A 23,282-nucleotide genomic window follows, 5' to 3' on the forward strand; every position below is an offset into this window, starting at 1 on the left:
AGAATCTGTATCATTTTGGGCAAGAAGTAACGGGGTGGCATTATTGTTTAATGATTGCCCCCCCCCCCGCTCGCTCTTTTGTCTCTTTTGCAGAAATATTACTTATCAATATAAATGCTAAAGTTGCACTTACTAACGCTTTTGTTTGCATTATCGCTCCTTTTTAATGTTTTATTTTGCACTTATTGTGAGCATTTTCATTTATCGTAAAATAATGATAATAACTTGCAAATTGTGCGAGGAAGTTTATAAGTTTTATTCTTAAATATTGCTTAAAAAGAAAGAAAAATTGAAATTTTTGTGAAAAGTTATGGTTGCTTTATCCCATTTTGTATGTTTTGGGAATCTTGCAATGGATTTTGGACAATGCGCTCTAAGTTGGCAAGGGCTAGGTGTATTTTGTGCTCAGATTGGTTAAAATGCAGTCTTGCTTGAGAGAGTGCGACTTCGGCATTAAGAAGTTCGCGTGAAGTTTCGATATTTTGTTTGTAGCGATTTTGGACTATCTTATAGTTCTCTTGCGCCATTTTCACGGCATTTTTTGCCACCTTATATTGTGTTTTTGCCACACTTAAATCATCTAATGCCTTATTGAGCGAGAGATTAAGCTCTTTTTTCATATCACTTATTTGACTTTGTAGGGCTAAATATTCATAGCCTTTTGCCTCAATGCTAAATTTATCGCCAAACCCACTAAAGAGATTCCAAGAAAGGCTAAGTTGTGCGCGAGAGTTTAGATTCGCCCCAGAATAAGTAGGTGTGGCAGCACTTCTCTCATACCAAAGACGCGAGTAACTCACATCAACAGAGGGCAAAAATGCTCCCCAAGAGGCTTTCTTTTGAGAATCTAGCGCGTTAAGAAGTTTTTGCATATACAGATATTCCGAGCGTGAGGCAAACATTTGGTGTTGCAAATCTTCGTATTGAAAGTCAAGTTTTTCCGTGTCAGCTTGGAGGCTTAAGGGCTCAAGCGTATCGACATCAATCTCTTGCATAATGAGTTTTTGAAGTGAGAGCAACGCGTAATTAAGGATATTTTTATCATTACTCTGTGTGATTTTGGCATTTGCAAGTGTAACCTCAACGCTCAATAAATCACTCTTCGCTCGAATACCCTGCTTGTAGAACTCTTCTGCTTGGCTTCTTTGGAGCTCTAAGAGGCGGATAGATTCTGTTGAAATAGCAAGATTATCGCGCGCTTGGAGGATTTGGATATACAAAGTCTTAGCAAGCAAAATAATATCCTCTCTCGTGGCTTCATACAGATAATTCTGCGCAGAAAGCAAATGTTGATACTGCTTAATGGCATAAAAATCCCTTAATCCATTAAAAAGATTAAAATTTGCATTTAAGTCGGTCAATCCAATCGTGTAATCCCCGATACTGCGATTAGAACGAGTAAGAGAATATTTTAAATCAAGTTTTGGGGAGAGTTTGGCATATTGGGCATACATTAGATTCTTGCTTTGGGCACTTAGGTGTTCTTGTTCTTTTACTTTATCGCTATTTTCTATGGCAAATGCGATGACTTCGCTAAGGTTTAAGCTAAAAAGTGGGGTTGCATACAACGCAAGCAAAACACCAATTCGCACAAAATTTTTCATTTCCACCACCATATTTATGTGATTTTATAACGCCATTTAAAAAACACGAGCAACGCACACGGAATCACAAACACACTCAACACCCCGCTAAAAAGCAAACCACCAATAATCACACTGCCAAGCCCGCGATAAATTTCACTCCCTGCTCCACCAAAAACCACCAAAGGCAACAAACCAAATACGCTTGTAAGGATACTCATAGAAATCGGTCGAATGCGACTTTTTGTAGATTCTATAATGCTTTGAATATGGGGCATTCCATAGCTTAGATTAAATTGTGTTTGGTAGATAATCAAAATCGCATTATTTACCACACTTCCAACCAAAATAATAAAGCCAAGCAGGCTTAACATATCAAGGTTTTGTGAATGCAAAAATGTATCCACCAATCGCAATCCCATCAATCCTCCAGCCACAGCAAAAGGCACGGTGAAAATAATAATAAATGGATAAGAGAAATTCCCATACAATGCACATAAAATAAGGTAAGTGATAAAGAGCGCGAGGCAAAAACCAAAAAATAACTCTCCTCTAGAATTTTGCAAATCCTTTGCCGCACCGCCAAAGACTAAACGATTATCACGCAATTCACCGCTAGATTCCAACTCTGGGATAATTTCTTGCTTAATAGTTTGTAAAATTTCCTCGATTGGGATATTGGCTGGAGGACTTAACACAAGCAAAATGGTGCGCTCTCTCTCATAGTGTCGCACTTGCGCCATTGTGTATTCTTGCCTTATATCACTAAGCGAGCTTAGCGGGACAATCTTACCACTTGGAGTATAAATTTGTATAAAGCCAATATCCTCTGGGCTTTGAAAGTCAATACTTTCCTTTGCCCTCTGCACGCTTTGTGCGCTTAAGTCTGGCAGGGCTTTAAGCACCAAATCAATCGTCTTGCCACTTGGCGTTTTAAACTCATCAATTTGCTTGCCATCAAGCACCACATCTACAATTTCACCAAAACTCTTCGCATCAAATCCATTAAGTGCCAAAGCAACATAATCAGGATAGAGCATAATTTCTCTGTTGGTGTTTTCTAAAGCAGGCAATGGACGCACTTGCATTGAGGGAATCTTCGCCTTAAGTGCGTTTTGGAGACTAATAGCCGTAGAAATAATAGAATCTAGTTCCTCTCCCACAATATTGATATAAATGCTTTGCGTGCTTGAACCTTTATCAAAGATTCCTTGTTGGACGATTGAGGCTTGCAAATCAGGGATATTTTGGATAGTTTTCCTTATTTGTGGAATAAGTCGTGCGACTTCATCTGGGTTACTTGAAGTTACCCCAAGCTGCATATAGTTTTCATTACCTGTGAAAAATAAATGCTTAATAGGGGGCAAATCACTGCTTGATTTTTGTCTATACCCTAATGATTCTATCAGATGCTTATTTTGGAGAAAAATACTCTCTCCGATTTCTTTGCGTTGCTCATAAGAAGTGCCCGGTGGTGCGTTAAGATAACCAATGATAAAGTTTTGATTCCCTTTTGGGAGATAATCTAATTTTGGGAAAAGAATTAAGGATATAAGCACACACAACCCCATAAACGCAAGGATAAAACGAATGCAATTTTTTGGGTTGGCTAGCAAATCCTCTAGCTTTGCCATAATAAGGCTTTGTGCTCGGATTCCAATATCGTGCAAAGAATCTAATGCCCTGCCCTGCTTGCAAACAACAACTGCGTTTTGCAAGCAAGGTGTGAAATTTTTTGTCGCATTTTTTGTCGCCTCGAATGCGTGGCTACTTGCAATCCTATCAAGTGGCTTTTTGAGAGATTCTCTCTTGTCTATGTATTGTTGAGCTGCATTCCACGCACGCAAGATATGGGGCAAAAGGCTCTTTATCACATTTACAAATCCTCCCCAAAATCTTGCAAACACATTTGGAATCTGCAATGCAAGATGCTTTAGATTCTCAAAAATCTGCAAAGCAAACGCCCTGCATTTTGCAAAAAGGTGGCGTATTTTTGCAAACGCTTGCCATAATTTAAGGGGGGCTAACGCCTCACAAAGGTGAGTATAAAGCAGAGCAATCTTTGGCTTCACACTCTTGTGCAAAAATATCTTCACTTCCTTGTATCGTAGCTCCACGCTTTTTTTATCATTAAAAAGTGCAAAGTTATAAAGCATCGAGGGAATCACAAAAAGCGAAACAAAAAACGAAATCCCAAGTCCAAAACACACACTAAGTGCAATATCATAAAAAAGCTGTCCTAAATCCTCACCCATATTCATAATAGGGATAAAAATAGCAATGGTCGTAACCACAGAAGCAAAAATCGCCCCGATAACCTCACGCACACCATTAACACAAGCACTAAAATAATCTTTGTTTTCTTTGAAATGGCGTGAAATATTTTCCACCACCACAATGGCATTATCAATAAGCATACTCATCGCAAAGCTAATACCCGCAAGTGAAATCACATTGAGGCTTCTACCAAGCAAATTTAAAAAGAAAAACGCACTTATCACGCAAATTGGCATACAAAGTAGCACTACAAACATACTATACCAACCCCGCAAAAACACATATAACACAACACACGCGAGTATGATTCCCAAAATGATGTTACCCTTTACCACACTAATGGCTGAGAGGATATAGCCCTCTTGGTCTCTACTCCATACAAGCTCCAACCCATTGTCTTTTAAGATTCCATCATTAAGCTCTTGCACGACACGGCGTGTTTGCTTAGAGAGCTCAAGCACATTGGCATCAGTCATTGGCACGATTTGCACGCTTAGCGCACGCGTATCATTTAAGAATCCATAGCTTGTCTGCTTGGCAAATCCCTCACTTACCACCGCTAAGTCCTGCAAATAGAGAATCTTGTTGTCAAAATGTTTAATAGGTGTGTGCAAAATATCACTTGCGTTGCTAAATTCAGATTGCACTTTGATTTTGTATGTGCGCATTCCATAATCTAAACTCCCAGCTGTGGTGTTTTTATTATGATTTGTAATCGCCTTTATCACTTCATTGATAGAGACATTATGAAAGGCAAGTTGTTTAGAATCGAGCAAAATGTGCATCTCACTCGCACGCCCACCGGGATAAAATACTTCTCCCACACCCTGTATGCGCTCTAAATGTTGTAAGATATAATCTTCAAAAAAAGTCTTATAAGTATCTACTTCACGCTCATTGCCCTCCAGCGTGCGCATAAACAAATAAATCGCAGGTGGGATACTCTCGCCACTTATAGCAATGACAGGTTTATCTACATCATTTGGATAGCCCTTTATCTCGTCCATTTTTGCACTCACTTTAAGTAAGGCGACATTTACATCAACTCCACCCTTAAACTCTAACCCCACAATCCCCCTGCCAGAGCGTGCCGTAGAGGTGATATACTCTAATCCCTCTATGCCTTTTAAATATTTCTCTTGGCGGTTGATGATTTCTTTTTCGATTTCTTGCGGTGTCGCACCAGCCCAATTTGTGTAAATACTAATCACAGGTCTGCTCACTTCAGGCATTAGTTGATAGGGCATTTTGCTTAAACCTAAAAATCCAAAAAGAAGCATAAATACCACACACACAAAAACTACCATTGGCTTTTTGAGGGAGAATGAAACTATGTTAATCATTGGATTTGTAAGTATCTATGGTGTTTTGGAGTTTTTGCTTAAAATTACCTTGCGGAAGCAAAATTGGCAACACATTCAAAAAAGATTCAAATTCTTTTTGAGGATTTTTTAGAGAATCTTTAAGCGAAGATTCTCTCACGCTTGTGCCATTTTTTAGCCTATCTTGCCCGCGAATGACTACTAAATCTGTGGGCTTAAGATTCCCTCGAATAATGGCGTTTTGCCCCTGCATACTGAGCACTTCCACAGGGATAGCATACGCTTTATCCTCACGCACGACAAATACACTTTGCGCACCTAAGTAATTCACCACAGAATCACGCTCCACCATATTTCCCTCAATCTTCCCCCCACTTGAGAGGAGCACGCGTGCAGCGTTCCCATCGACAAAGCTCCCATCATTTTCTACTGCGATATGCACAGGGAAAGTGCGTGTGTTACTATCTGCACGCGGGATAATGGCATAAATTTTCCCCATATAATTACGCTTTTCAATCTTTACGCCCACTTCTTGTCCATTTTTGAGATACCCGAGCATAGAGCTAGGCACATCGACAATCACTTCGGCACTCGTGGTATCTAAAATCTCACAAATCGCATCGCCCACCTCAATCCACTCACCACGATTGATTTTTTTATCCACAATCACGCCTTTTATAGGAGCGCGAATGGTTTTTTTTGTAAGCTCCATTTTGGCAGATTCCAACTCTGAGCTTAACGCAGCAATGTTTGAACTTTGGGATTTTTGCTCATATTCGATACTTTCATATTGTTGCAATGAGACAGATTCTGTGCGCAAAAGATTTCTATATCGCCCCAACTCTCGCTCTTGACGCTCATTGGTATATTGTGCTTCTTTGAGCCGAGCTTGTTTGCTTTGGATTTCTTTTTCTAGCACATCGGCATTGATTTGGGCGAGCTTTTGGTCGAGTTTGACATAATCCCCCACAGCAAAATCCACCTCCTCTACCACACCACGCGTTTGTGAAGCGACTTTAGAACTTTGCATAAAGTGCAATGTGCCGATAAAGGCATTTTGTGATTCTAAAATTCCCTTAGTTATGGGTTTAGTGATGACTGCTACCTCTTCAGCATATACACAAAAATGGCTTATTAGTAGCAACACAAGTATTTTTCTCATCGCCTATCTCCTTAAAAGCGATTTATTAAGCAAAAGTGTAGCAAAATTTATGCGTTTTTAAGCATTACAATGTGCTTTTTGCTATAATCCAAACCTTAAGGGCATAGCAGGTGGTTGCTTTTTGTAATGCAAAAAGAGGAAAGTCCGAGCTACAAAAGACAGGATTCCATTTAACGAATGGCTGGGGAAACTCAAGGGAAAGTGCAACAGAAAATAACCGCCAAGTTTATATGCGAGTCATTGTGCTACTTTGCTACCTTAGATTCTATTAAGTCTTGCTTTTTAAAAGTGCTTTATAGAATCTAAAAGCGTTCTTGGTAAGGGTGAAAAGGCGGGGTAAGAGCCCACCGACTTTTTAGTAATATGAAGTGCCGTGCAAACCCAATCCGTAGCAAGAAGAGTAGGTAAAAGTCTTATAATCTAAATCTCTTCGCTTGAGGGGTATAGTGATATATCTCCTAGATAAATAGCCACCCTAAGACAGAACTCGGCTTACGCTATGCCTTTATCATAATGTCTAAGCGGGTAATAATTTTTTATAAGATGCAAAAGAATCTTTGTCATCAAGTGAATAAAAGAACTTACGCAAAAGCGTGCCAAGCGTCTCAATCTCCTCCTCGCTAAACATTGGCAAAAACACACGCTCATATTTGACAATCATATCAAACATTTCAAGCACAATACTTTTACCCTTATCAGTAAGCAATATAAGATTCTCTTTGCGATTATTGGGGTTTTTTTGACGCACAACAAGACCAAGTTTTTCTAAATTATCAATAAACCCTCGAATGGTATTTTTATCCACTTCTAGCAAATGGGCAATTTCGATTTGAGAAATCTTATGCTTGCCTGCAATAAAGAGGATTCCCACTTCACGCTCATCACTTAGCCCCCAAGCACTCTCGTGCACTTTGTTGCGTATTTTTTCTTTCATTATGCAAGCAAGTTTCCCACACATAAAGGTTATTGATTTATCATACACTTCTTTACAAGCCTTTCTTTAAGACATAAATTATCATAACGAAATATTATAGTATAAAAATAGTATCTTTACGCCAAAAATACAATGCAATAAAAAAATTTGTATGACTTACTTAAATTTTACGCTATTGAGTGCAGTTTCTATAATCTGTGCGCGTCTATCCATTTCTTCAAAGCTCTCCACACCATCAAAATAAGCAAGAAACTTATCGTGCAATCGTTGGAGATTCCTATAAGTATCCATTGCCCTTTGCCCGTGCTCTGTGATTTTTGTGCCAGAATCTTTCCCCCCACCAGCACTTGAGATGACCAAACTCTCGGGGCTTGAAAGTTTATTAGCGATGTCAATCCCATCCCACGCAGCCTTGTAACTCATTCGCATTTGTCTTGCGGCCTTTGAGATTGAGCCACTTTGCTTAATGCGCTCTAAAAGCTCAATTCTCCCGAGTCCTAAGTAGTTTTTACCACTTTTTTTAATCCAAAACCTAGAGTAAATTTCCACAAGTGCCTCCTTAAGAATATAAATATAGGATTTATGGTGTTTGTGCATACTTTAAATACAATGTAATTATACAAAAAAAACCTATATAAACCACATTTATGCTAAAATTAAAGTCTAACCCTAAGTAATATATACAAAATTAGAGCAAAAGGACGAAATTAAAATCACTAGAAAATTAAATTTTATGGGGATAAATATTTTTGGAATACCATTTGCTTTTTAGCGACAAGGACAACTAAAAAATTACATCAAAGTCAAAGGAATGTTAATGAAAAATGTAGCGTTAAAAGGTTCTCTCATCACAGCGATTATGCTTGGAGTTGGCGGTTGTAGTATGATGGGCACAGGTGCAGATTCAAATGCGCTTGTCCCTCCAAGTGCGCAAGGGGGGTTGTCGCCTCAAGCACCGATACAAGCACCAACTTATCCGCCAATGCCGACATACAACCCAAACCCTAATCTGCTTCAAGCGCAGAATCCTAACTATCCAAAAAAGATAGATACTTTGGTAGTTGATAAAGTTGAGATTGCTGGACTTAAGCCTGAGAAGAAAGAAGAACACAAGTTTGAGAGAGATGAGGTGCTTACGCCTACTAATCGCCCAAATGATAGCATTATCCCTAACTCACCAATGCTCACAGAAAATAATGTGATTGAGCTTAATGCTGTGGGAATGGGGATTCCCCCAGAGAGCACTATCTCTCCGGGACAAGCAATGGCGTTAGCAAAGCGTGCTGCAATCATTGACGCCTACCGACAAATCGGCGAAAAAATGTATGGTATCCGCTTAAATGCGCAAGATACCGTCAAAGATATGGTGGTGCAAAACTCTAGTGTCAAAACCAAAGTCGAAGCCCTCATTCGTAATGCTGAAATTAGCGAGAGTGTGTGGAAAGATGGCGTAATGCAAGTTAGTATGCAGCTAAAACTTGATGGCAGGATTTGGCATCGCGTGCTAATGGGTAACAAATAAACGCCCTTAGTAGAATCTTTAATCCTAAAGATTCTCTCACATCACCTAAGATAAAGAATTTCTATGCGTTACTTTCGCTATGGTATCTCTATTGTTTTAGCCTTTGGTCTAGGAGCTTGTGCAAGTTTCTTAGAATCGCTTGGCTTGCAGGACAATAAGCCAAAATTCGGCGAAGAAGAAACCATAGAAGTTCCCACAAAATTTAAAATCCTCCAAATTCGCTCACCGCAATTTTCATTTTATGATTTCGCCACATTTAAATTTAAGAAAAAAGAAACTGAAATAGAACTCTACAAACTTGGCAAGCGCATAGGCAAAATTACCATAAAAAAATCTGACATTTGCTTTAATACCGATTGTCGTGGCAAATGGCTCACATCAAGAGGATTTTTTGGTGATGTAGGGTATGGTGATTTGTTTGAGGATATTATTTTAGGTCGTGATATTTTTAATAACGAGGGCAAGCAAATAAACGAAAAAGGCGCGCTTGTCCAGCACTTTGTGAAGTCCAAGCAAGAAATTTATTATGAGCGTGCAAATGACTACACTTTCTTTCACAATATCACAACAGGTGTTTTAATAGGAATCCAAGACTACAAAGTCAAAAGCACAACAAAAAAATAACCATAACTTACTATTAGGAGAGCAAAATGATAAAAAAGATTTTTGGTGCAGTGCAAGGCACACTAGACTTCATTGCAAAATATTTCAAGGTATTTGTGTTTTTGTTTATCGTGGCGTTGATTTTATCCCCTAGTGGCGAGCCTACGCAGATTCCAAACCTTGCTAAAATCGAGCTAAAAGGCGCGATTATAAACGCAAATGCTGTGCGCGCACAAATCGAGCAAATCAACAAATACCCCACCATAAAAGGCGTGCTTTTAGTGATTGACTCGCCGGGGGGCGCGGTGGGTGCGAGCGTGGAAATCGCGGACTTAATCAAAGAGCTCAATGCCAAAATCCCCGTAGTCGCGCACGCTCAAGGCACTATGGCAAGCGGGGCGTATTATGCAGGGGCATACTCTCGCAAAATCTATGCAAATCGCGGGAGCTTGGTAGGGAGCATAGGCGTGATTTTCCCGGGTAGCAATATCGAGGAGCTGCTAGGCAAAATCGGCTACAAGCCCTCCGTGCTAAAAGCGGGCGAGTATAAAGAAATCGGCACGCCATATCGCGCGTGGAGCGAGGAGGAACGCGAGTTTTTGCAAAATCTCATAAATGAGGAGTATGACATTTTTGTGAGTGATATGGTGGAGGCGCGAGGGCTTAAAAAAGAGGATTCTGCTAAATTTGCAGAGGGCAAGATTTTCACGGCAAAATCCGCTTTGGAGCTAGGGCTAATAGACGCGCTAGGCTCGCAAAATAGCGCCATAGAGGAGCTAAAAAATTTAAGCAAAGTAAAGCAAGAGCGGTGGCTAAAAAAGGATAAATTTGAATCCTTTATGGATAGCTTGATAGAGGGGAGTACTAGCCTTGTGCTTGGCGCATTTAGCGGGCTAAATAGCACACTTGGCGGGTTTTCGTTGCGCTAAATGCTTGTAAAATTGCGCGAAGTTTGTGGAATTTAAATTTTAAAATTTAAAAGGCTAAAATAAGGGAGCAAATGCAGATTTTACACGATTATTTAACCGCGATTTGTGGGATAAAAGAGAGCGACAAAGAGCATACGCATCGAAGCGCGTTAGAGCATTTATTTAAGGTGATTTTGGATTCTCTCACCCAAAGCCATAAAGATTTTAGCAACATTGCCATTATCCACGAGCCAAACAATGACAAAAGCGAAAATAAAGCAGGTGCGCCTGATTTTCAAATAATCCTTAATGGGGGGGGGGGGGCAAAATCATCTAGCGCAAAATGGACTAACGCTAGGCTACATTGAAAATAAGCGCGTGAATGCGGATTTAGCGCGATTGATTGATGAAGCAAACAAAGACAGCAAAGCCCAAATCGCCAAATATCTCACGCTAAGCGACAATCTCATTCTCACCGATTACTTGCGCTTTTTACGCATCGCCAAAGATGAAAAAGGCAAAATTATCATCACCCAAGAAATCACCATTTGCGCCATAAATGAGATTCAAGCAATTCTCAAAAACAAATCCGCGCTAGAATCCAAACAAAGCGAAATCTTAGATTTTTTCGCCCTCTTTTTTAGCGCAACTCCTAAGCCCATAAACACCGCCCTAGAATTTGCAGAATCCCTAGCACAGCGCACACGGCTTGTATTTGACATTCTCACACAAAACCCGCAAAATCCCCAAATATCCACGCTTTACCAAAATTTTAGGGATATTTTGTATAAAGATTTGGATTTTGAGTCCTTTTGCGATAGCTTCGCTCAAACGCTCACCTACGCACTCTTTTTAGCACGGCTAAACAACTCCACAGAGCCAAACCAAAGCGAATCGATTGATTTATACAATGCCAAAAAATTTATCCCCAAATCCTTCCCGCTTATTCGCGCGATGAGCGGATTTTTGGATAATTTAGATGAGTTAGATTCGCTAAAATGGCTTATCAAAGAGATTTTAAGCATTATAAATCACATTGACCCCGCGCAGATTACCATAGAGCTAAACAAAATCGCGGATAAAGACTTGCTAGGCGATTATTTGCATAAAGACCCATATTTGCATTTTTATGAGACTTTTTTAAGCCAATACGACCCGCGATTGCGCGAACTTCGTGGCGTGTATTATACGCCCTTTGCGGTGGTAAGCTTTATCATAAATGCGATAGATTGCACGCTTAAAGCCGACTTTGGCGAGGCAAAAGGGCTAGGCAGCGCGTTAGAAAATGATATTATCACGCTACTAGATTTTGCCACAGGCACAGGGACATTTTTATTAGAGGCATTTCGTAAAGCGTTACAATCCGTTAAAAAAGGCACACCTTATTACAAGCCCAAAAATTTGCTAAATCGCTTTAGTGGCTTTGAGTTTCTCATCGCTCCCTACACAATCGCACATTTAAAGATTTCGCAATCTTTCAAAGAGGAATTTAGCGCACCATTAGAGGACAATGAAAAGCTCAATATTTTGCTGACAAATACGCTGTATGACAAAAGCGAAAAGGACGAGCGCGAATCAAAAAGCAATCTTTTTACAGGAATGATTGAATTAGCAAATGAATTTCTAGCCTCCCAAAAAGTCAAAAATAACAATATCCTTATCATCACAGGCAACCCGCCTTATAATTATGAAAGCATAAATGCGTATGACTACATTTACACACCCAAAGATTCAAAGCCCAAAAAATTAAGCAAAATCCAAGCGCATTATTTTTATTGCGGTATCCAAGCAAATGCCGATAAAGGCGATAGAATCGAGCCTATTTATATCAACGAAAAAAATCCCAAAGGTTTGCAAGATGACTATGTGAAATTTATACGATTCGCCGAATCTAAAATCCAAAGCCAAGAAAATGGCATTGTCGCAATCATTTCAAATAATGGATTCATCGATAATCCCACATTTCGCGGTATGCGGTGGCATTTGCTAAATACCTTTGATAAAATCTACATTTTAGACTTGCACGGCAACGCTAGAAAAAAAGAAGTCGCGCCAAATGGCAGCAAAGATGACAATGTCTTTGACATTATGCAAGGCGTGTGTATAAGCGTGTTTGTAAAGTTGCACAACCAAAATAAGCCCACGCCACCGATTATAAAGGTTGAGTCGCCTCCGCATATCAAATGGGAAACATACACAAACACGCCACAATGCAAAGTCTATCATTATGATTTATACGGCAGACGCAAGGACAAATACGCCTTTTTGCAAGGCAACTCTCTTAAATCTATCGCGTGGAGCGAACTTGCACCAAAAGCACCATTTTATCTCTTTATCCCGCAAAATGAAGCATTAAGAGAACAATATGACAAAGGCATAAGCGTAAAGGATATTTTTAGGGTTTCTAGCGTGGGGATTGTGGCAGGTAAAGACTCTGTGCTAATTGCGACAAATGAACAAAATTTAGAAACACAAATCAAAGAACATTATAAAGAATTTGATAAAATTTTATGCAGAGATATTGCCTATCGCCCTTTTGATATTCGCAAGATTTATTACGATAAAACTAAAATTGATAGACCAAGAAGTGAAGTTATGAAGCATTTTATTTTGCCATTACAAAACAAGTTTAAAATTTCCCCCTCCCTTGCGCGTGGCGACTCCGAATCTTCCCCCTCCCTTGCGGAGGGGGTTAGGGGGTGGGTAAAAACCGATGAAAACCCAAAACACCGCCCACTTACGCCATATATGAAAGAATTTAGCCGCAAGATGCGCAAAAATCCTACTGACGCAGAAAACAAACTTTGGCAAGAATTGCGTGGCAAAAAGCTAGGATTTAGATTTAGGCGACAATTTGTAATTGATTCTAAATATATCGCGGATTTTGTGTGCCTAGAAAAACGACTAATTATCGAATGTGATGGCGGACAACACGCATTATCCCCCTCCCTTGCGGAGGGGGATAAAGGGGGTGGGTATGATAAAATAAACCACCCCGACATTCAAAGAGATTTTTATTTAGAATCACAAAATTTTAGAATTTTGCGTTTTTGGAATAATGAGATTTTAGAGAATTTAGAGGGCGTTTTATGCGTGATTAAAGAGACTTTGGAATCTGATTTTGCTGACATAAAATCTACCCACCCCCTAACCCCCTCCGCAAGGGAGGGGGAATCACAGAGTGGCACTGCACAAAATAATGGAGAATCTAAAAGTAATGGCAATATAGGATTAGTATGCGATAAAGGTTGTAAATTGCAAAAAGTAGATAATTTTTTCATAGCAAATAATATTATTGATAAACACTTAAATGGTGGTTCTGGGTATGCTTTCCCGCTTTACTTAATAGAAGCTGACTTGATAATCGAAAACTTCACTCCACAATTTCGCGCATTTGTGGATAAACAATATGGCGAAAGTTTCAGCGCGGAGCAGATTTTAGGATATATCTACGCGATTTTATATCACAAAGACTACCGCGAAAAATATTTAGATTTCTTAAAAATCGATTTTCCTAAAATCCCCTTTGTCCAATCCAAAAAAGACTTTTTGGCGTTAAGTGCTTTGGGTGGCGAACTCATCGACTTGCATTTAATGCGCGTGGATTTGAGCGGTGAGTCTGTGGGCGAACCGATTTTTAACGACACTGCAAACAAAAATGAGAGAATTGACAAAATCGCCTACAATGCCGAATCTAAACGGCTTTTTGTTAATGCAAGTTTGTATTTTAGCAATGTCAGCGCGGAAGTGTGGGAGTATAAAATCGGTGGCTACCAAGTTTTAGACAAATACCTAAAATCCCACAAAGGCGAATCCATCGACTACACGCACTTTGAACGCGTAATCAAAACCTTGCATAAATCTTTGGAGATAGAATCCAAAATCGCGCAAATATCGCTTGAGTAAGTGTGATTTTGCAAATTTTAGATATAATCCCGTTTTAAGCGTGGATTTAAGGATAATAAATGCCCAAGCTAGACGGATTAAAAGAGGATTTAGGATATTTTAAGTTTTGTTTTGGGATTGTTGTGGCGACTTTTTTAGCCCTTGTAGGCTGGATAGCGACAAACTACAACAATGCTCAAATGTGGCTTGTCATCGTTGCTTGCTGCACTTCTTTGATATTTGCTGTGCTTGCGATATTTCTCAACAAAAAAATGAGAAAAATCATCAAAGAAATCTACAAAATTAACAAAACAAAAAAGGAGAAATAAAATGGAATATGTGATTTTTGGGACGATTTTTTTGGCATTTTGCGCGATTGCGTATAGCATTTACAACGCTACTTTAGAAGAAAATTATTAAATCTAGCACTCTTAAATAAAAGCGCGTTTGCAGAGTTTAAATTCTAGAATTTAAAGGGGTGAAAATGCGTTATACATTGCTCATATCCACGCACGATAGCGCGGGGCTGGTGTATAAAATCTCGCGTGTGCTCTATGAAGCGGGGGCAAATATACAGCGACAAGATGAGTATGTCGATAGCGAGCATAATCTGTTTTTCCTGCGGACTTGCTTTGTGGTGGAGGTTTGTAATGATAGTTTGGATTTTAGCGGGGGTTTAAATTCTAAAAGAGATTGCCACGAATCGCGTTGCGATTCTCGCAATGACTCTACCCTCCCCCTAACCCCCTACGCACGGGAGGGGGAAGATTCAGAATCCGTGCTAGATTGCAAATTTATAACAGACATACAAGACAAACTAAAATCCATTTTGCCAAGCAGTGCGCAAATCGCGCTAAAAAAGGCAAGCAAAAAATCGCTAATGATTTTAGCCACCAAAGAAAATCACTGCTTAGGCGACTTATTATTGCGCGAGGAGAGTGGCGAGCTAAACGCCAAAATAAAGGCTGTGATAGCCAATCGAGCGGATTTGCGCGATTTGGTGGAGCGGTTTTACATTCCGTTTTTTTGGGTGGATAGCGAGGGGATTTCACGCCAAGCACACGAGGCGAAGTTACGCGAGATTATCGATAGATTCTCCCCTGATTTGCTTGCTTTAGCGAAATATATGCGGATTTTGTCCCCTGATTTTGTGGCGCGTTATGCGGGTAAAATCATCAACATTCATCATAGCTTTTTGCCCGCATTTATCGGGGCAAATCCCTACAAACAAGCCCACCAAAGAGGCGTGAAAATCATCAGTGCGACCGCGCATTTTGTAACCGACAAACTCGATGAAGGACCAATCATCGCCCAAGACATTATCCACATAAACCACGCGTATAGCTGGCGCGATATGCAAAAAGCGGGGAGAGATGTCGAAAAGTCCGTGTTCGCCCACGCGCTTGATTTGGTGCTAAATGACAGGGTGTTTGTAAGCGGGAATAAAACGATTGTGTTTTAGGGGGATTTCAAGTCTAAGTCTAATTTGCTTGTGGTGGCTCGCTCATAGCGATGACTTTCGTGCGACAAACAATGTCATATAAAGTTTTAGAATCTTTGCGAAAAAGTGCGATTAAGATTCCAAAAATGCTCACCACGCTTACAATCCACAAAACATAACGCAAAAATGCTATAAAAAAACTAGGCACTTCTTGCGCACTAGGAGCAGAATCTACACTAACATTGTGTTGCTGGGTGTTTTGTGCTTGTGGATTGTCTCTTATGAGCTTTAAGCGCACATAGCGGTAGCCAAGAGATTGCCCGCTAAGCGAAAACATAATAGAGAGGATTATGCCAAAGAGCAACCCACAAACAAAAATCACGCCCTGATTCTCTACAAACGCCTCCTTTGAGCCTAAAACCACATAAGTAGCGATGTATAAAATTGGCATATTTATCATAAACATATCAGTAATAAAGGCTATAACGCGCTGTGATAGGTAAAATGGAGCTTTTTTAGGTGATTTCGTATCGTTGTAATCGTTGGCTTGTTTTTTTGCGCCCTTTTTGACATCACGCCAACGCATTTAGTTCCCTCTACTGCCCGGCTTTATTGCCTTTGAGCCATTTTTACATAATGGACAGTTTTGTGGCTCATAGATTTCAAACTCAAAATCTGCTAGGGCAAAAAGTGGCTTGTCTTGTGGGAGTTTGGCTTGAGGTTTGCGCGATATGGGAGAATCTACGCGCTTGCAAAATCCCCGATTTGCCAACCCAGCGAATCCCACAACTTCACCACCTAAAGCCTCTACACAATGCGCAGATTCTAAAGCAGAGCCACCTGTGGTGATAATATCCTCACAAATTAAAATTTTCTCACCCTTGCTTACTTCAAATCCCCTGCGTAAAGTCATCACTCCCTCTACACGCTCGGTAAAAATAAAGCGCACGCCTAATGCTCTCGCTAGCTCATACCCTGCTAAAATCCCACCTAATGCGGGCGAACAAATACAATCAATGCTAAGCCCAAAATCCAAAATCTTGCGTGAGAGTTCCTCAGCAAGTCTTTGAGCTATTTTTGGATTCTCTAGCACTTTGGCAGATTGCAGATAAAAGGCTGAATGATTCCCACTGCTAAGCAAAAAATGCCCATCTAAAAGAGCGTTTGATTGTATGTAAATTTCCCTGACATCAAGCATTATTTTTCTCCATTAACATAATGATAAAATACATATTAAAATTTAAAACTATACTGCAAAAAGTTCATACTTATGCTATCTTTTACATCATAATCAAGCATATCAAAGCCAACAAAAACTTCGTGGTATTTATAGTTAAACACAGGACCAAAGGCAATAGTGGGCAAAAATCCTACCTTTCTCTCTGCGCGAGGAGCAGTGCCTGCATATTCGTGCGTGAGATTGCGTATCCCATAGCTAAGGAGTCGCACCTTAAACCCAAAATACTGATGAAAGTAAGCGCGATATTCTGCTGAGATTCCCACACGCCAAATGCTAAAATCACGCTGTGGAAAGCTAATATGATAACTTCCAATAGCATTACCAAATCTATCAGCAAAGGCAAATATACGCAAAGAGTTGTTTTGCTGAACTACGAAATTGTATCCCACTTGCGTGCCTATGTAATACCCAAATCCACCCTTTGGATTATACGCTACACCCACATCAACGCCTGCATAAAATTTGTTACGCACATCTCTATCATCTGGAATCTTTTCATCGACAAGCCGTGCTAAAAGCTTGGTTTTAGTCTTTGCGACTTCTTGTAAAACTTCATCTTGTGGCATTAAGTCGTTTTCTAATTCAAGTGGTTGTTTGTTTGTGATACTGATAGATGCCGCACTCACCACCATACAAAACGCCCAGCACAACAATAAAACTTTTTTCATTTCTTTAGAATCCTAACTTTATTTTAAAATACAATCCTAGCTGTATTTTAGCATTTATTTTGAGGAACAATGGCGAGTTGATGAAATTTTATGCTACAATCTTACAACAAAGTGGCGAAATAACTACATTATGTAAAATAACACTTTAAAGGATACAAAATGAAAAAATGGCAACAATCATTAGGGATTTTAAGTATAGCGTGTGTGAGCTTTTGTGCGAATGCAAGTGCTTTGGAATTCATAGAAGTAGGGAATAAATCACTTGGTATGGGCGGAGCTGGAGTAGCGTTTAAAAACAACTCACAAAGTTTGTTTTTCAATCCTGCGCTTATCGCAAATAATAGTTACTTTGAAGTAGGATATAGTGCTGGTGGCACTTTCAATGAAAAAAATATGCTTAAAGTAGTTTCTAGCGAACTCAACAACATACAAGATGTGCAAAACTTCAACACTCTCCTAAAAGACAATGAGTTACGAGCGCGCTTGCAAGGCGCACTTTCGCTAAGAATTGGGGGACTTGGCTATGGCACAGCTGGAATTGGTGTAGTGATGAATGCTTATGGCACAGCGGGCTTTAGCGGGTATTTACCAACTAATCAAAACAATGTCAATGGCGCAGGGATTAACTTTAACTTTGCTTCTGTGAGGCTTACTGAAGTCCCGCTTGCGTATGGAGTGGAGTTAGATGGACCGATTGGCACATTAGGACTTGGCGTGAGTGTGAAATACTTAAGCGCAAGCTTTCAAAAGAGCGTTACCCCGCTTGATACAAATTTCGATGTGAATAGCACCATAGAGCGAATCAAATTTGGTAGTGGAGAAAGTCGCTCAAACTTCGGCGTGGATTTGGGGCTAACCTACTCGCCAATCTCAGATTTATACATTGGTTTAGTGGCAAAAAATCTCAATAGCCCGACATTTGCCTTTAGTGATTATGATTTAAAAATCCGCCCACAGGTGCGTGCAGGAGCGAGCTTTAGTGTGCTAGATTCTATCACTATCGCTGCTGATGCGGATTTGACAAATAATGATGTCATTTCTCTTGGCAATGGAATCATTCATTCACAAAAAATTGGTGTGGGGGCGAGTTTTGATATTGCCTTTTTTGATTTGCGCGTGGGCATAGCAAAAGACTTGCGACAGGATAATGGTGCGATTGTATCACTTGGACTTGGTGGATTTGGAATCTTAGATGTAGCACTCGCTGTCTCTACACAGACAAGCCCATACACAAATGGGAATCAAATCCCACGCTATGTGGCAATCCAAATAGGCGGAGGATTTAGTTTTTAACGCTTCTAAAATTTCGCGCAGGAGATACATTAAAGTAAAGGAATACGATGAGATTTTCTAGGAATGTTTTTTTAAATGTCCTTAAAAAATTAGACAAGCCACTCTCTGCGCAATCTAGTAAAAAATCTCATCTCCTATACCTCAGCATAGCTGTGTGCCTCAGCACGAGCAATGCACTAGAATTTGGGACAATGGGCAATATGTCCGCTGGTATGGGCGGAGCAGGTGTCGCACTAAAGAATTCATCATTTGGACTTTATTATAACCCTGCTTTGCTCGCCGCTACACCAAAGATTCGATTGGGTTACTCCGCTGGAGTAAATATCCGTGAGAGAAATATCGCTAGGCTGGGAAGCATTGATTTAAGCAATATGCAAGATACAGCTACAAGACTAGGAGAAACCTTTAAAGGTGGTGGCGATACAAGTGGCGTGATGAAAACGGTGAGTAGCGCGTTAGATTCTGTGCTTGCTTCGCAAGGCTCCACTGGACAAAGCACACAAGACAAGCTCACAGCCTACATTAACAGTAAGGGTGGGAGCAAAGATTACAGTGATTTAATTAGTGCTATTAAAAGCGAAGTAAATAAATCAAACGATTTTACCCAAGTGCAAAAAGATTTGCTTAATAGCGTTATGGGGAGCGTGGATTTTGATAGCTTGGGAGTTGGTGGAAGTGGCAACAACGCCAAACCATTTAACATCACCATAAGCAAGGGCTCAGATAAGGGGCTTGATAAGTCGATGAGTGATATTGCCGCGGTAAAGAACTCTCTACAAGATAATCATATCAATCTTAACGCGCAAGGCGGTGTTGTATTTCAGCTTGGTTCTGCTCCAATCAATGAGGAGCTTGGCACACTTGCAGCAGGATACTTTGGCTCTATGTATTCAAGCATTTCGTTGCGAGCAAATCCAAATAGACTTGGGCTTATTTTGGAATCTGGCGGGCAGTATTATGAGCTTCAAATTTCTGATTCAGGCTATACTTACAAACTCTCTGATAAAAATACCTACGATTCTAGCTCACTTATTGGCTCTCTTGGGAACACTATAAGCGATGCAGAGGCACATAAAATCACTATTTCTTCACTTGTTTTAACAGAGATTCCCATTGGGTATGCAAGGACATTTTACACTCCGTGGGGGAATCTTAGCCTTGGTGCAAGTTATAAAATTATGAGTGCCCTAAGCAAACAAAAAGAAATTGCTATTAGAAATAATACTGACATAGGTGCAGAAATGAAAAATATCGCTCAAGACTTTAAGAATCTTAGGGCGGATAATGCCTTTGGCACAGATATAGGCGCGCTTTATGAGATTGATTTACCAACATTTCGCTATCTTACCATTGGTTTGGTGGCAAAAAATGTCAATTCTCCCACCTTTCAATCCACGCTGGGTGGCATCACCATTAAACCACAAGTGCGCGCAGGTGTGGCGTATTATAGACAAGATGGGTTTAATGTAGCCTTTGATGCCGACCTTACACAAAATGACATTATCGCCTTTACCACTAAGACACAAAAATCTCAAATGATAGGTGGTGGCGTGGGAATCGTAACACACAAGGTTGATGCACGGTTTGGTATGATGGTGGATATTGCGCAAGATAATGGACTTATCCTCACAGGTGGAGTAAATCTCTTAGGCATACTCGATGTGGCATTGCAGACAAGCACAAGATTCTCACAAATACAAGGCTATCCTATCCCGCAGTATTTTAGTGTGAGAATTGGTGGCGAAATCACTTGGTAATAGCACAATGGTATATTAAGGAATAAAATGCGTGGGTTAATTAGCGCAAGCATTTTGTGTGCGTTTGGCTGGATTTATATGGGACTTGGATTTATTAGCTTTCCTTTAAGCATATTTGTTTTGTTGCGCTCTAGGGCAAGGGAAAATAACGCAACAATCGCATTTTGGATTGTTTTTTTGCTTGATACCATAGGATTTATCCTCTCTGTATATCTTATAAGCGATAAAATTGCTCAAAGAGCTCTAATGTAAAATTTAAAAGAAAATTTCTCTACTTCACATTGCTTTCACAAAATTTTCCTATAATTTTGCGCTAAGACAACCTTTGTGTTGTCTAATATTTTTTAAGGAGTGCGTAATGAGAGCATTTATGTATGTAGGATTTGTAAGTATGGCGTTTGCTGGTTTTGTAATGGCAGCTGATTTTAGCAAAGCGAGTAACAAAGAGCTTATCGACATCGCTGGGAGCATACCGCCAAGTGATGTGCCAAGCTATCACGCTGAAGTTAAAAACCGCACACAAGAAATGACGGTCAAAGAAGCTCGCGAGTTTAAAGAAAAAATCAAAAACCAAGAACAAAAAGTTTTTGATAAAATGAAAGTAAAGGACTTTAAAGCTCGAAAAGAGGCTGTGAGTAAGGCTTTTGATGAGTTCTGCAAAGACCCAAAAAATGAATGCGGACCATCACACGATTCTAAATCGCAAAAAGATGCTAAGGGTGCTAAAACAACAGGCAAAAAGTAGTGCTTACACACAATATGGACTAAACAACACTTAAAACAAGGAATCTAATGTCAGCAAAAGTCCTCCTCTTAGAAGATGATTTTGTTTTAAGTGAAATTTTGTGTGAGTTTTTGCAAGAGGAGGGCTTTGAAGTTTCGCATTGCACAGAGGCTTCTAATGCACTTGCTCTTGTGTATGAAAACAAATTTGACATTTGGCTTTTAGATGTCAAAGTGCCTTTGGGAGAATATATCACCCCCAAAGATTCCCAAAATGCTGCTATACTCGCTGGATTTGAGTTGCTAAAACTTCTACGCGAAGCAAATCAAACAACGCCTTGTATTTTTATCACCTCCCTCTCAAGTATGCAGGATTTACAAACAGGCTATGATGCTGGTTGTGATGACTTTTTAAAAAAACCTTTTGAGCTTGTAGAGCTAAAATTGCGAATCCAAACTCTACTTAAGCGTTCGTTTTCTCATCGCAATGCGGACTTTGAGGACTTTGGTAATGGTGTGAAATTTAATGTGCTGACAAAAACCCTCTATAAAGATGACAATGTGCTTTGTATCACCCATAAAGAAAGTAAATTGCTTGCTCTATTACTCCAAAACCCTAACACTTATGTGAGTTTAGAGCGCATTTTTGATGAATTATGGGATTTAGGGCAAGAGCCAAGCGAGCTTAGCGTGCGTGCGTATATCAAAAATATCCGCAAAGTCATCGGCAAAGATAAAATCCTTAATCAGCATAATAAAGGCTATTGCTATGTCCCATAACTCCACGCGCAAGAGCATTATACAAATCTTATCGCTCTATCTTGGCACGAGCATTATTTTGCTGTGTTGGTTGTTTTACTTTTTTTACAAAAAAGAAGTGCGAAATATTTTCCTTACACAAGTCGCAAGCCTGCGTGAAGAGACCTTAGAAATCAATGATATTTTACACAAATACAAATACGACATAGATGAGGCATTGCCCGAAATCCTGCAAAACAAAGAGCATAATATTGGGATTTTTAAAAGAGATGGAACAATGCTCTTTTCAAATCTTTTAAAAAATCCTAGTGATGATGAATTTGCAAAAGGCGTGTATGAAGTGGAGGATAAAGTCATTATCGACCCAGAATTCCTCCCCTCTCCACACAAGAGCAAAAAACGCTCAAAATTTAGAATCTTTATCCAAGATAGCAAAGTAGATTCTCTTATATTTGCGAGCAAAGTTCGCCTCGCCCTTATTTTTGTGCTTGTGCTGGGGATAATGAGCATTGTTGCATTTGTGCTTGTGCGGTTATTTTTAAAGCCCCTCAACGAACATATACAACGACTTGATGACTTCATAAAGGACGCTACACACGAGACAAATACGCCTATTAGCATTGTGCTAATGAGCATTGAAACCCTCAAAACACACAATCTAAGTGAGGAGGAGCGCAAAAAAATTGGACGCATTAAACTTGCGTGCTTGCAATTAGGACACATTTATCGAGAATTGGTAGCTTATAACTTCCCCCATAGTATGCAAGACAAAATATCTAACTTGGATTTACAATCCCTTTTAGAAGAGCGATTGGACTTTTTTGCTCCATTTTTCACACAAAAAAAAGCTCTCCATAAGTTTAGATTCTAAGCCTGCGCGCATTATGGCAAGTAGAGAAAAAATCGTAACACTTTTTGATAATTTGCTTAGCAATGCTATCAAATACAACAAAAAAGGCGGAAGTATCGCCCTTAGGCTTGATAAAGGAATATTTGAAATTAGCGATGAGGGCTTTGGGATACAATCAAAAGATTTGCCAAAAATTTTTGAGCGATATAGTCGCTTTAATCCTAGCTCTGGTGGTTTTGGGATTGGACTAAGTTTGGTCAAACGCATTTGTGATGAATACAACATAAAAATACAAGTAGTGAGTGAGCCAAACAAAGGCGCGACTTTTAAGCTTTCTTGGGAATCTTAGGGGATA

At 39.8% G+C, this 23,282-nt stretch carries 22 protein-coding genes and 1 other RNA gene; 15 read left to right on the forward strand and 8 right to left on the reverse strand.

Annotated elements, in window-relative coordinates:
• Positions 1 to 308: 308 nt before the first annotated feature.
• Genes ACWIUJ_RS05275 through ACWIUJ_RS05285 form a run of 3 tightly spaced genes read right to left on the reverse strand, consistent with a single transcriptional unit; the run spans position 309 to position 6,344 of the window.
• Positions 309 to 1,604 carry a TolC family protein gene (locus ACWIUJ_RS05275; RefSeq protein ID WP_454169423.1) on the reverse strand — a complete coding sequence of 432 codons (1,296 nt, stop codon included), beginning with the start codon at positions 1,602 to 1,604 and terminating at the stop codon, positions 309 to 311.
• Positions 1,605 to 1,618: 14 nt separating this feature from the next.
• On the reverse strand, positions 1,619 to 5,203 hold the full coding sequence (locus ACWIUJ_RS05280; RefSeq protein WP_454169424.1) for an efflux RND transporter permease subunit: 3,585 nt from the start codon (positions 5,201 to 5,203) through the stop codon (positions 1,619 to 1,621).
• Positions 5,196 to 6,344 carry an efflux RND transporter periplasmic adaptor subunit gene (locus tag ACWIUJ_RS05285; protein ID WP_454151103.1) on the reverse strand — a complete coding sequence of 383 codons (1,149 nt, stop codon included), beginning with the start codon at positions 6,342 to 6,344 and terminating at the stop codon, positions 5,196 to 5,198. The genes ACWIUJ_RS05280 and ACWIUJ_RS05285 overlap by 8 nt, the downstream gene beginning before the upstream one ends.
• Before the next feature lie 98 nt (positions 6,345 to 6,442).
• Between ACWIUJ_RS05285 and rnpB the strand changes: the two genes are divergently transcribed.
• Positions 6,443 to 6,854, forward strand: an RNA gene (rnpB, locus tag ACWIUJ_RS05290) — RNase P RNA component class A.
• A 7-nt stretch (positions 6,855 to 6,861) separates the two neighbouring features.
• Here the strand turns inward: rnpB and ACWIUJ_RS05295 are convergent.
• Both ACWIUJ_RS05295 and ACWIUJ_RS05300 read right to left on the reverse strand, forming a co-directional pair.
• On the reverse strand, positions 6,862 to 7,326 hold the full coding sequence (locus ACWIUJ_RS05295; protein ID WP_454151102.1) for a MarR family winged helix-turn-helix transcriptional regulator: 465 nt from the start codon (positions 7,324 to 7,326) through the stop codon (positions 6,862 to 6,864).
• 108 nt (positions 7,327 to 7,434) lie between these two features.
• Positions 7,435 to 7,827, reverse strand: a complete 393-nt coding sequence (locus ACWIUJ_RS05300; RefSeq protein ID WP_454151100.1) for a winged helix-turn-helix domain-containing protein — start codon at positions 7,825 to 7,827, stop codon at positions 7,435 to 7,437.
• A 268-nt stretch (positions 7,828 to 8,095) separates the two neighbouring features.
• Here ACWIUJ_RS05300 and ACWIUJ_RS05305 point away from each other — a divergent pair, with 268 nt between their 5' ends.
• The 7 genes from ACWIUJ_RS05305 (at position 8,096) to purU (ending at position 15,658) form a co-directional block, all read left to right on the forward strand.
• Positions 8,096 to 8,800, forward strand: coding sequence for an LPP20 family lipoprotein (locus ACWIUJ_RS05305; RefSeq protein WP_454169426.1), 705 nt, complete (start codon positions 8,096 to 8,098; stop codon positions 8,798 to 8,800).
• 63 nt (positions 8,801 to 8,863) lie between these two features.
• Positions 8,864 to 9,424 carry an HP0838 family lipoprotein gene (locus tag ACWIUJ_RS05310; protein WP_454151096.1) on the forward strand — a complete coding sequence of 187 codons (561 nt, stop codon included), beginning with the start codon at positions 8,864 to 8,866 and terminating at the stop codon, positions 9,422 to 9,424.
• Positions 9,425 to 9,450: 26 nt separating this feature from the next.
• A complete protein-coding gene (gene sppA, locus ACWIUJ_RS05315; RefSeq protein WP_454169427.1) occupies positions 9,451 to 10,332 on the forward strand; it encodes a signal peptide peptidase SppA in 882 nt (293 codons plus the stop codon).
• A 71-nt stretch (positions 10,333 to 10,403) separates the two neighbouring features.
• A complete protein-coding gene (locus ACWIUJ_RS05320; RefSeq protein ID WP_454169429.1) occupies positions 10,404 to 10,679 on the forward strand; it encodes a hypothetical protein in 276 nt (91 codons plus the stop codon).
• Entirely contained in the window at positions 10,621 to 14,217 is a 3,597-nt protein-coding gene (locus ACWIUJ_RS05325; RefSeq protein WP_454169431.1) for a type ISP restriction/modification enzyme, read from the forward strand. Before ACWIUJ_RS05320 ends, ACWIUJ_RS05325 begins: the two co-directional genes overlap by 59 nt.
• 59 nt (positions 14,218 to 14,276) lie before the next feature.
• Positions 14,277 to 14,525 (forward strand): hypothetical protein, encoded by a 249-nt coding sequence (locus tag ACWIUJ_RS05330; protein ID WP_454151091.1) that lies wholly within the window; start codon positions 14,277 to 14,279, stop codon positions 14,523 to 14,525.
• Between the two features lie 155 nt (positions 14,526 to 14,680).
• Entirely contained in the window at positions 14,681 to 15,658 is a 978-nt protein-coding gene (gene purU / locus ACWIUJ_RS05335) for a formyltetrahydrofolate deformylase (RefSeq protein ID WP_454169433.1), read from the forward strand.
• A gap of 19 nt (positions 15,659 to 15,677) precedes the next feature.
• Here the strand turns inward: purU and ACWIUJ_RS05340 are convergent, their stop codons facing one another.
• Genes ACWIUJ_RS05340 through ACWIUJ_RS05350 form a run of 3 tightly spaced genes read right to left on the reverse strand, consistent with a single transcriptional unit; the run spans position 15,678 to position 17,545 of the window.
• Positions 15,678 to 16,223 carry an RDD family protein gene (locus ACWIUJ_RS05340; protein WP_454169435.1) on the reverse strand — a complete coding sequence of 182 codons (546 nt, stop codon included), beginning with the start codon at positions 16,221 to 16,223 and terminating at the stop codon, positions 15,678 to 15,680.
• Positions 16,224 to 16,835 (reverse strand): orotate phosphoribosyltransferase, encoded by a 612-nt coding sequence (pyrE, locus tag ACWIUJ_RS05345; protein WP_454169437.1) that lies wholly within the window; start codon positions 16,833 to 16,835, stop codon positions 16,224 to 16,226.
• 35 nt (positions 16,836 to 16,870) lie between these two features.
• Positions 16,871 to 17,545 (reverse strand): hypothetical protein, encoded by a 675-nt coding sequence (locus ACWIUJ_RS05350; protein WP_454151083.1) that lies wholly within the window; start codon positions 17,543 to 17,545, stop codon positions 16,871 to 16,873.
• Between the two features lie 159 nt (positions 17,546 to 17,704).
• On the opposite strand from ACWIUJ_RS05350, the gene traF (ACWIUJ_RS05355) reads away from it, so the two are divergent.
• The 7 genes from traF (ACWIUJ_RS05355) (at position 17,705) to ACWIUJ_RS05385 (ending at position 23,276) form a co-directional block, all read left to right on the forward strand.
• Positions 17,705 to 18,838 (forward strand): conjugal transfer protein TraF, encoded by a 1,134-nt coding sequence (traF, locus tag ACWIUJ_RS05355; protein ID WP_454169439.1) that lies wholly within the window; start codon positions 17,705 to 17,707, stop codon positions 18,836 to 18,838.
• 47 nt (positions 18,839 to 18,885) lie between these two features.
• The gene (gene traF, locus ACWIUJ_RS05360; RefSeq protein WP_454169441.1) at positions 18,886 to 20,595 is read left to right on the forward strand and encodes a conjugal transfer protein TraF; all 1,710 of its coding nucleotides are present in this window, start codon (positions 18,886 to 18,888) and stop codon (positions 20,593 to 20,595) included.
• Positions 20,596 to 20,622: 27 nt separating this feature from the next.
• A complete protein-coding gene (locus ACWIUJ_RS05365; protein ID WP_454151078.1) occupies positions 20,623 to 20,847 on the forward strand; it encodes a hypothetical protein in 225 nt (74 codons plus the stop codon).
• Between the two features lie 106 nt (positions 20,848 to 20,953).
• Positions 20,954 to 21,340, forward strand: coding sequence for a DUF1104 domain-containing protein (locus ACWIUJ_RS05370; RefSeq protein WP_454169443.1), 387 nt, complete (start codon positions 20,954 to 20,956; stop codon positions 21,338 to 21,340).
• Positions 21,341 to 21,387: 47 nt separating this feature from the next.
• Positions 21,388 to 22,098 carry a response regulator transcription factor gene (locus ACWIUJ_RS05375; protein WP_454169444.1) on the forward strand — a complete coding sequence of 237 codons (711 nt, stop codon included), beginning with the start codon at positions 21,388 to 21,390 and terminating at the stop codon, positions 22,096 to 22,098.
• Positions 22,088 to 22,948, forward strand: coding sequence for a histidine kinase dimerization/phospho-acceptor domain-containing protein (locus ACWIUJ_RS05380; protein WP_454169446.1), 861 nt, complete (start codon positions 22,088 to 22,090; stop codon positions 22,946 to 22,948). Before ACWIUJ_RS05375 ends, ACWIUJ_RS05380 begins: the two co-directional genes overlap by 11 nt.
• Complete coding sequence (locus ACWIUJ_RS05385) at positions 22,899 to 23,276, forward strand: sensor histidine kinase (protein WP_454169447.1); 378 nt, start codon at positions 22,899 to 22,901, stop codon at positions 23,274 to 23,276. Before ACWIUJ_RS05380 ends, ACWIUJ_RS05385 begins: the two co-directional genes overlap by 50 nt.
• The last annotated feature ends 6 nt before the right edge of the window (positions 23,277 to 23,282 follow it).

It is taken from the genome of Helicobacter sp. 23-1046 (genome assembly GCF_053654635.1).

Coding starts and splice junctions, on each gene's coding strand:
- ACWIUJ_RS05275 (WP_454169423.1), bottom strand. CDS start 1,604: ATGAAAAATTTTGTGCGAATTGGTGTTTTGCTTGCGTTGTATGCAACC.
- ACWIUJ_RS05280 (WP_454169424.1), bottom strand. CDS start 5,203: ATGATTAACATAGTTTCATTCTCCCTCAAAAAGCCAATGGTAGTTTTT.
- ACWIUJ_RS05285 (WP_454151103.1), bottom strand. CDS start 6,344: ATGAGAAAAATACTTGTGTTGCTACTAATAAGCCATTTTTGTGTATAT.
- ACWIUJ_RS05305 (WP_454169426.1), top strand. CDS start 8,096: ATGAAAAATGTAGCGTTAAAAGGTTCTCTCATCACAGCGATTATGCTT.
- ACWIUJ_RS05310 (WP_454151096.1), top strand. CDS start 8,864: ATGCGTTACTTTCGCTATGGTATCTCTATTGTTTTAGCCTTTGGTCTA.
- sppA (WP_454169427.1), top strand. CDS start 9,451: ATGATAAAAAAGATTTTTGGTGCAGTGCAAGGCACACTAGACTTCATT.
- ACWIUJ_RS05320 (WP_454169429.1), top strand. CDS start 10,404: ATGCAGATTTTACACGATTATTTAACCGCGATTTGTGGGATAAAAGAG.
- ACWIUJ_RS05325 (WP_454169431.1), top strand. CDS start 10,621: ATGGGGGGGGGGGGGCAAAATCATCTAGCGCAAAATGGACTAACGCTA.
- ACWIUJ_RS05330 (WP_454151091.1), top strand. CDS start 14,277: ATGCCCAAGCTAGACGGATTAAAAGAGGATTTAGGATATTTTAAGTTT.
- purU (WP_454169433.1), top strand. CDS start 14,681: ATGCGTTATACATTGCTCATATCCACGCACGATAGCGCGGGGCTGGTG.
- ACWIUJ_RS05340 (WP_454169435.1), bottom strand. CDS start 16,223: ATGCGTTGGCGTGATGTCAAAAAGGGCGCAAAAAAACAAGCCAACGAT.
- pyrE (WP_454169437.1), bottom strand. CDS start 16,835: ATGCTTGATGTCAGGGAAATTTACATACAATCAAACGCTCTTTTAGAT.
- ACWIUJ_RS05350 (WP_454151083.1), bottom strand. CDS start 17,545: ATGAAAAAAGTTTTATTGTTGTGCTGGGCGTTTTGTATGGTGGTGAGT.
- traF (WP_454169439.1), top strand. CDS start 17,705: ATGAAAAAATGGCAACAATCATTAGGGATTTTAAGTATAGCGTGTGTG.
- traF (WP_454169441.1), top strand. CDS start 18,886: ATGAGATTTTCTAGGAATGTTTTTTTAAATGTCCTTAAAAAATTAGAC.
- ACWIUJ_RS05365 (WP_454151078.1), top strand. CDS start 20,623: ATGCGTGGGTTAATTAGCGCAAGCATTTTGTGTGCGTTTGGCTGGATT.
- ACWIUJ_RS05370 (WP_454169443.1), top strand. CDS start 20,954: ATGAGAGCATTTATGTATGTAGGATTTGTAAGTATGGCGTTTGCTGGT.
- ACWIUJ_RS05375 (WP_454169444.1), top strand. CDS start 21,388: ATGTCAGCAAAAGTCCTCCTCTTAGAAGATGATTTTGTTTTAAGTGAA.
- ACWIUJ_RS05380 (WP_454169446.1), top strand. CDS start 22,088: ATGTCCCATAACTCCACGCGCAAGAGCATTATACAAATCTTATCGCTC.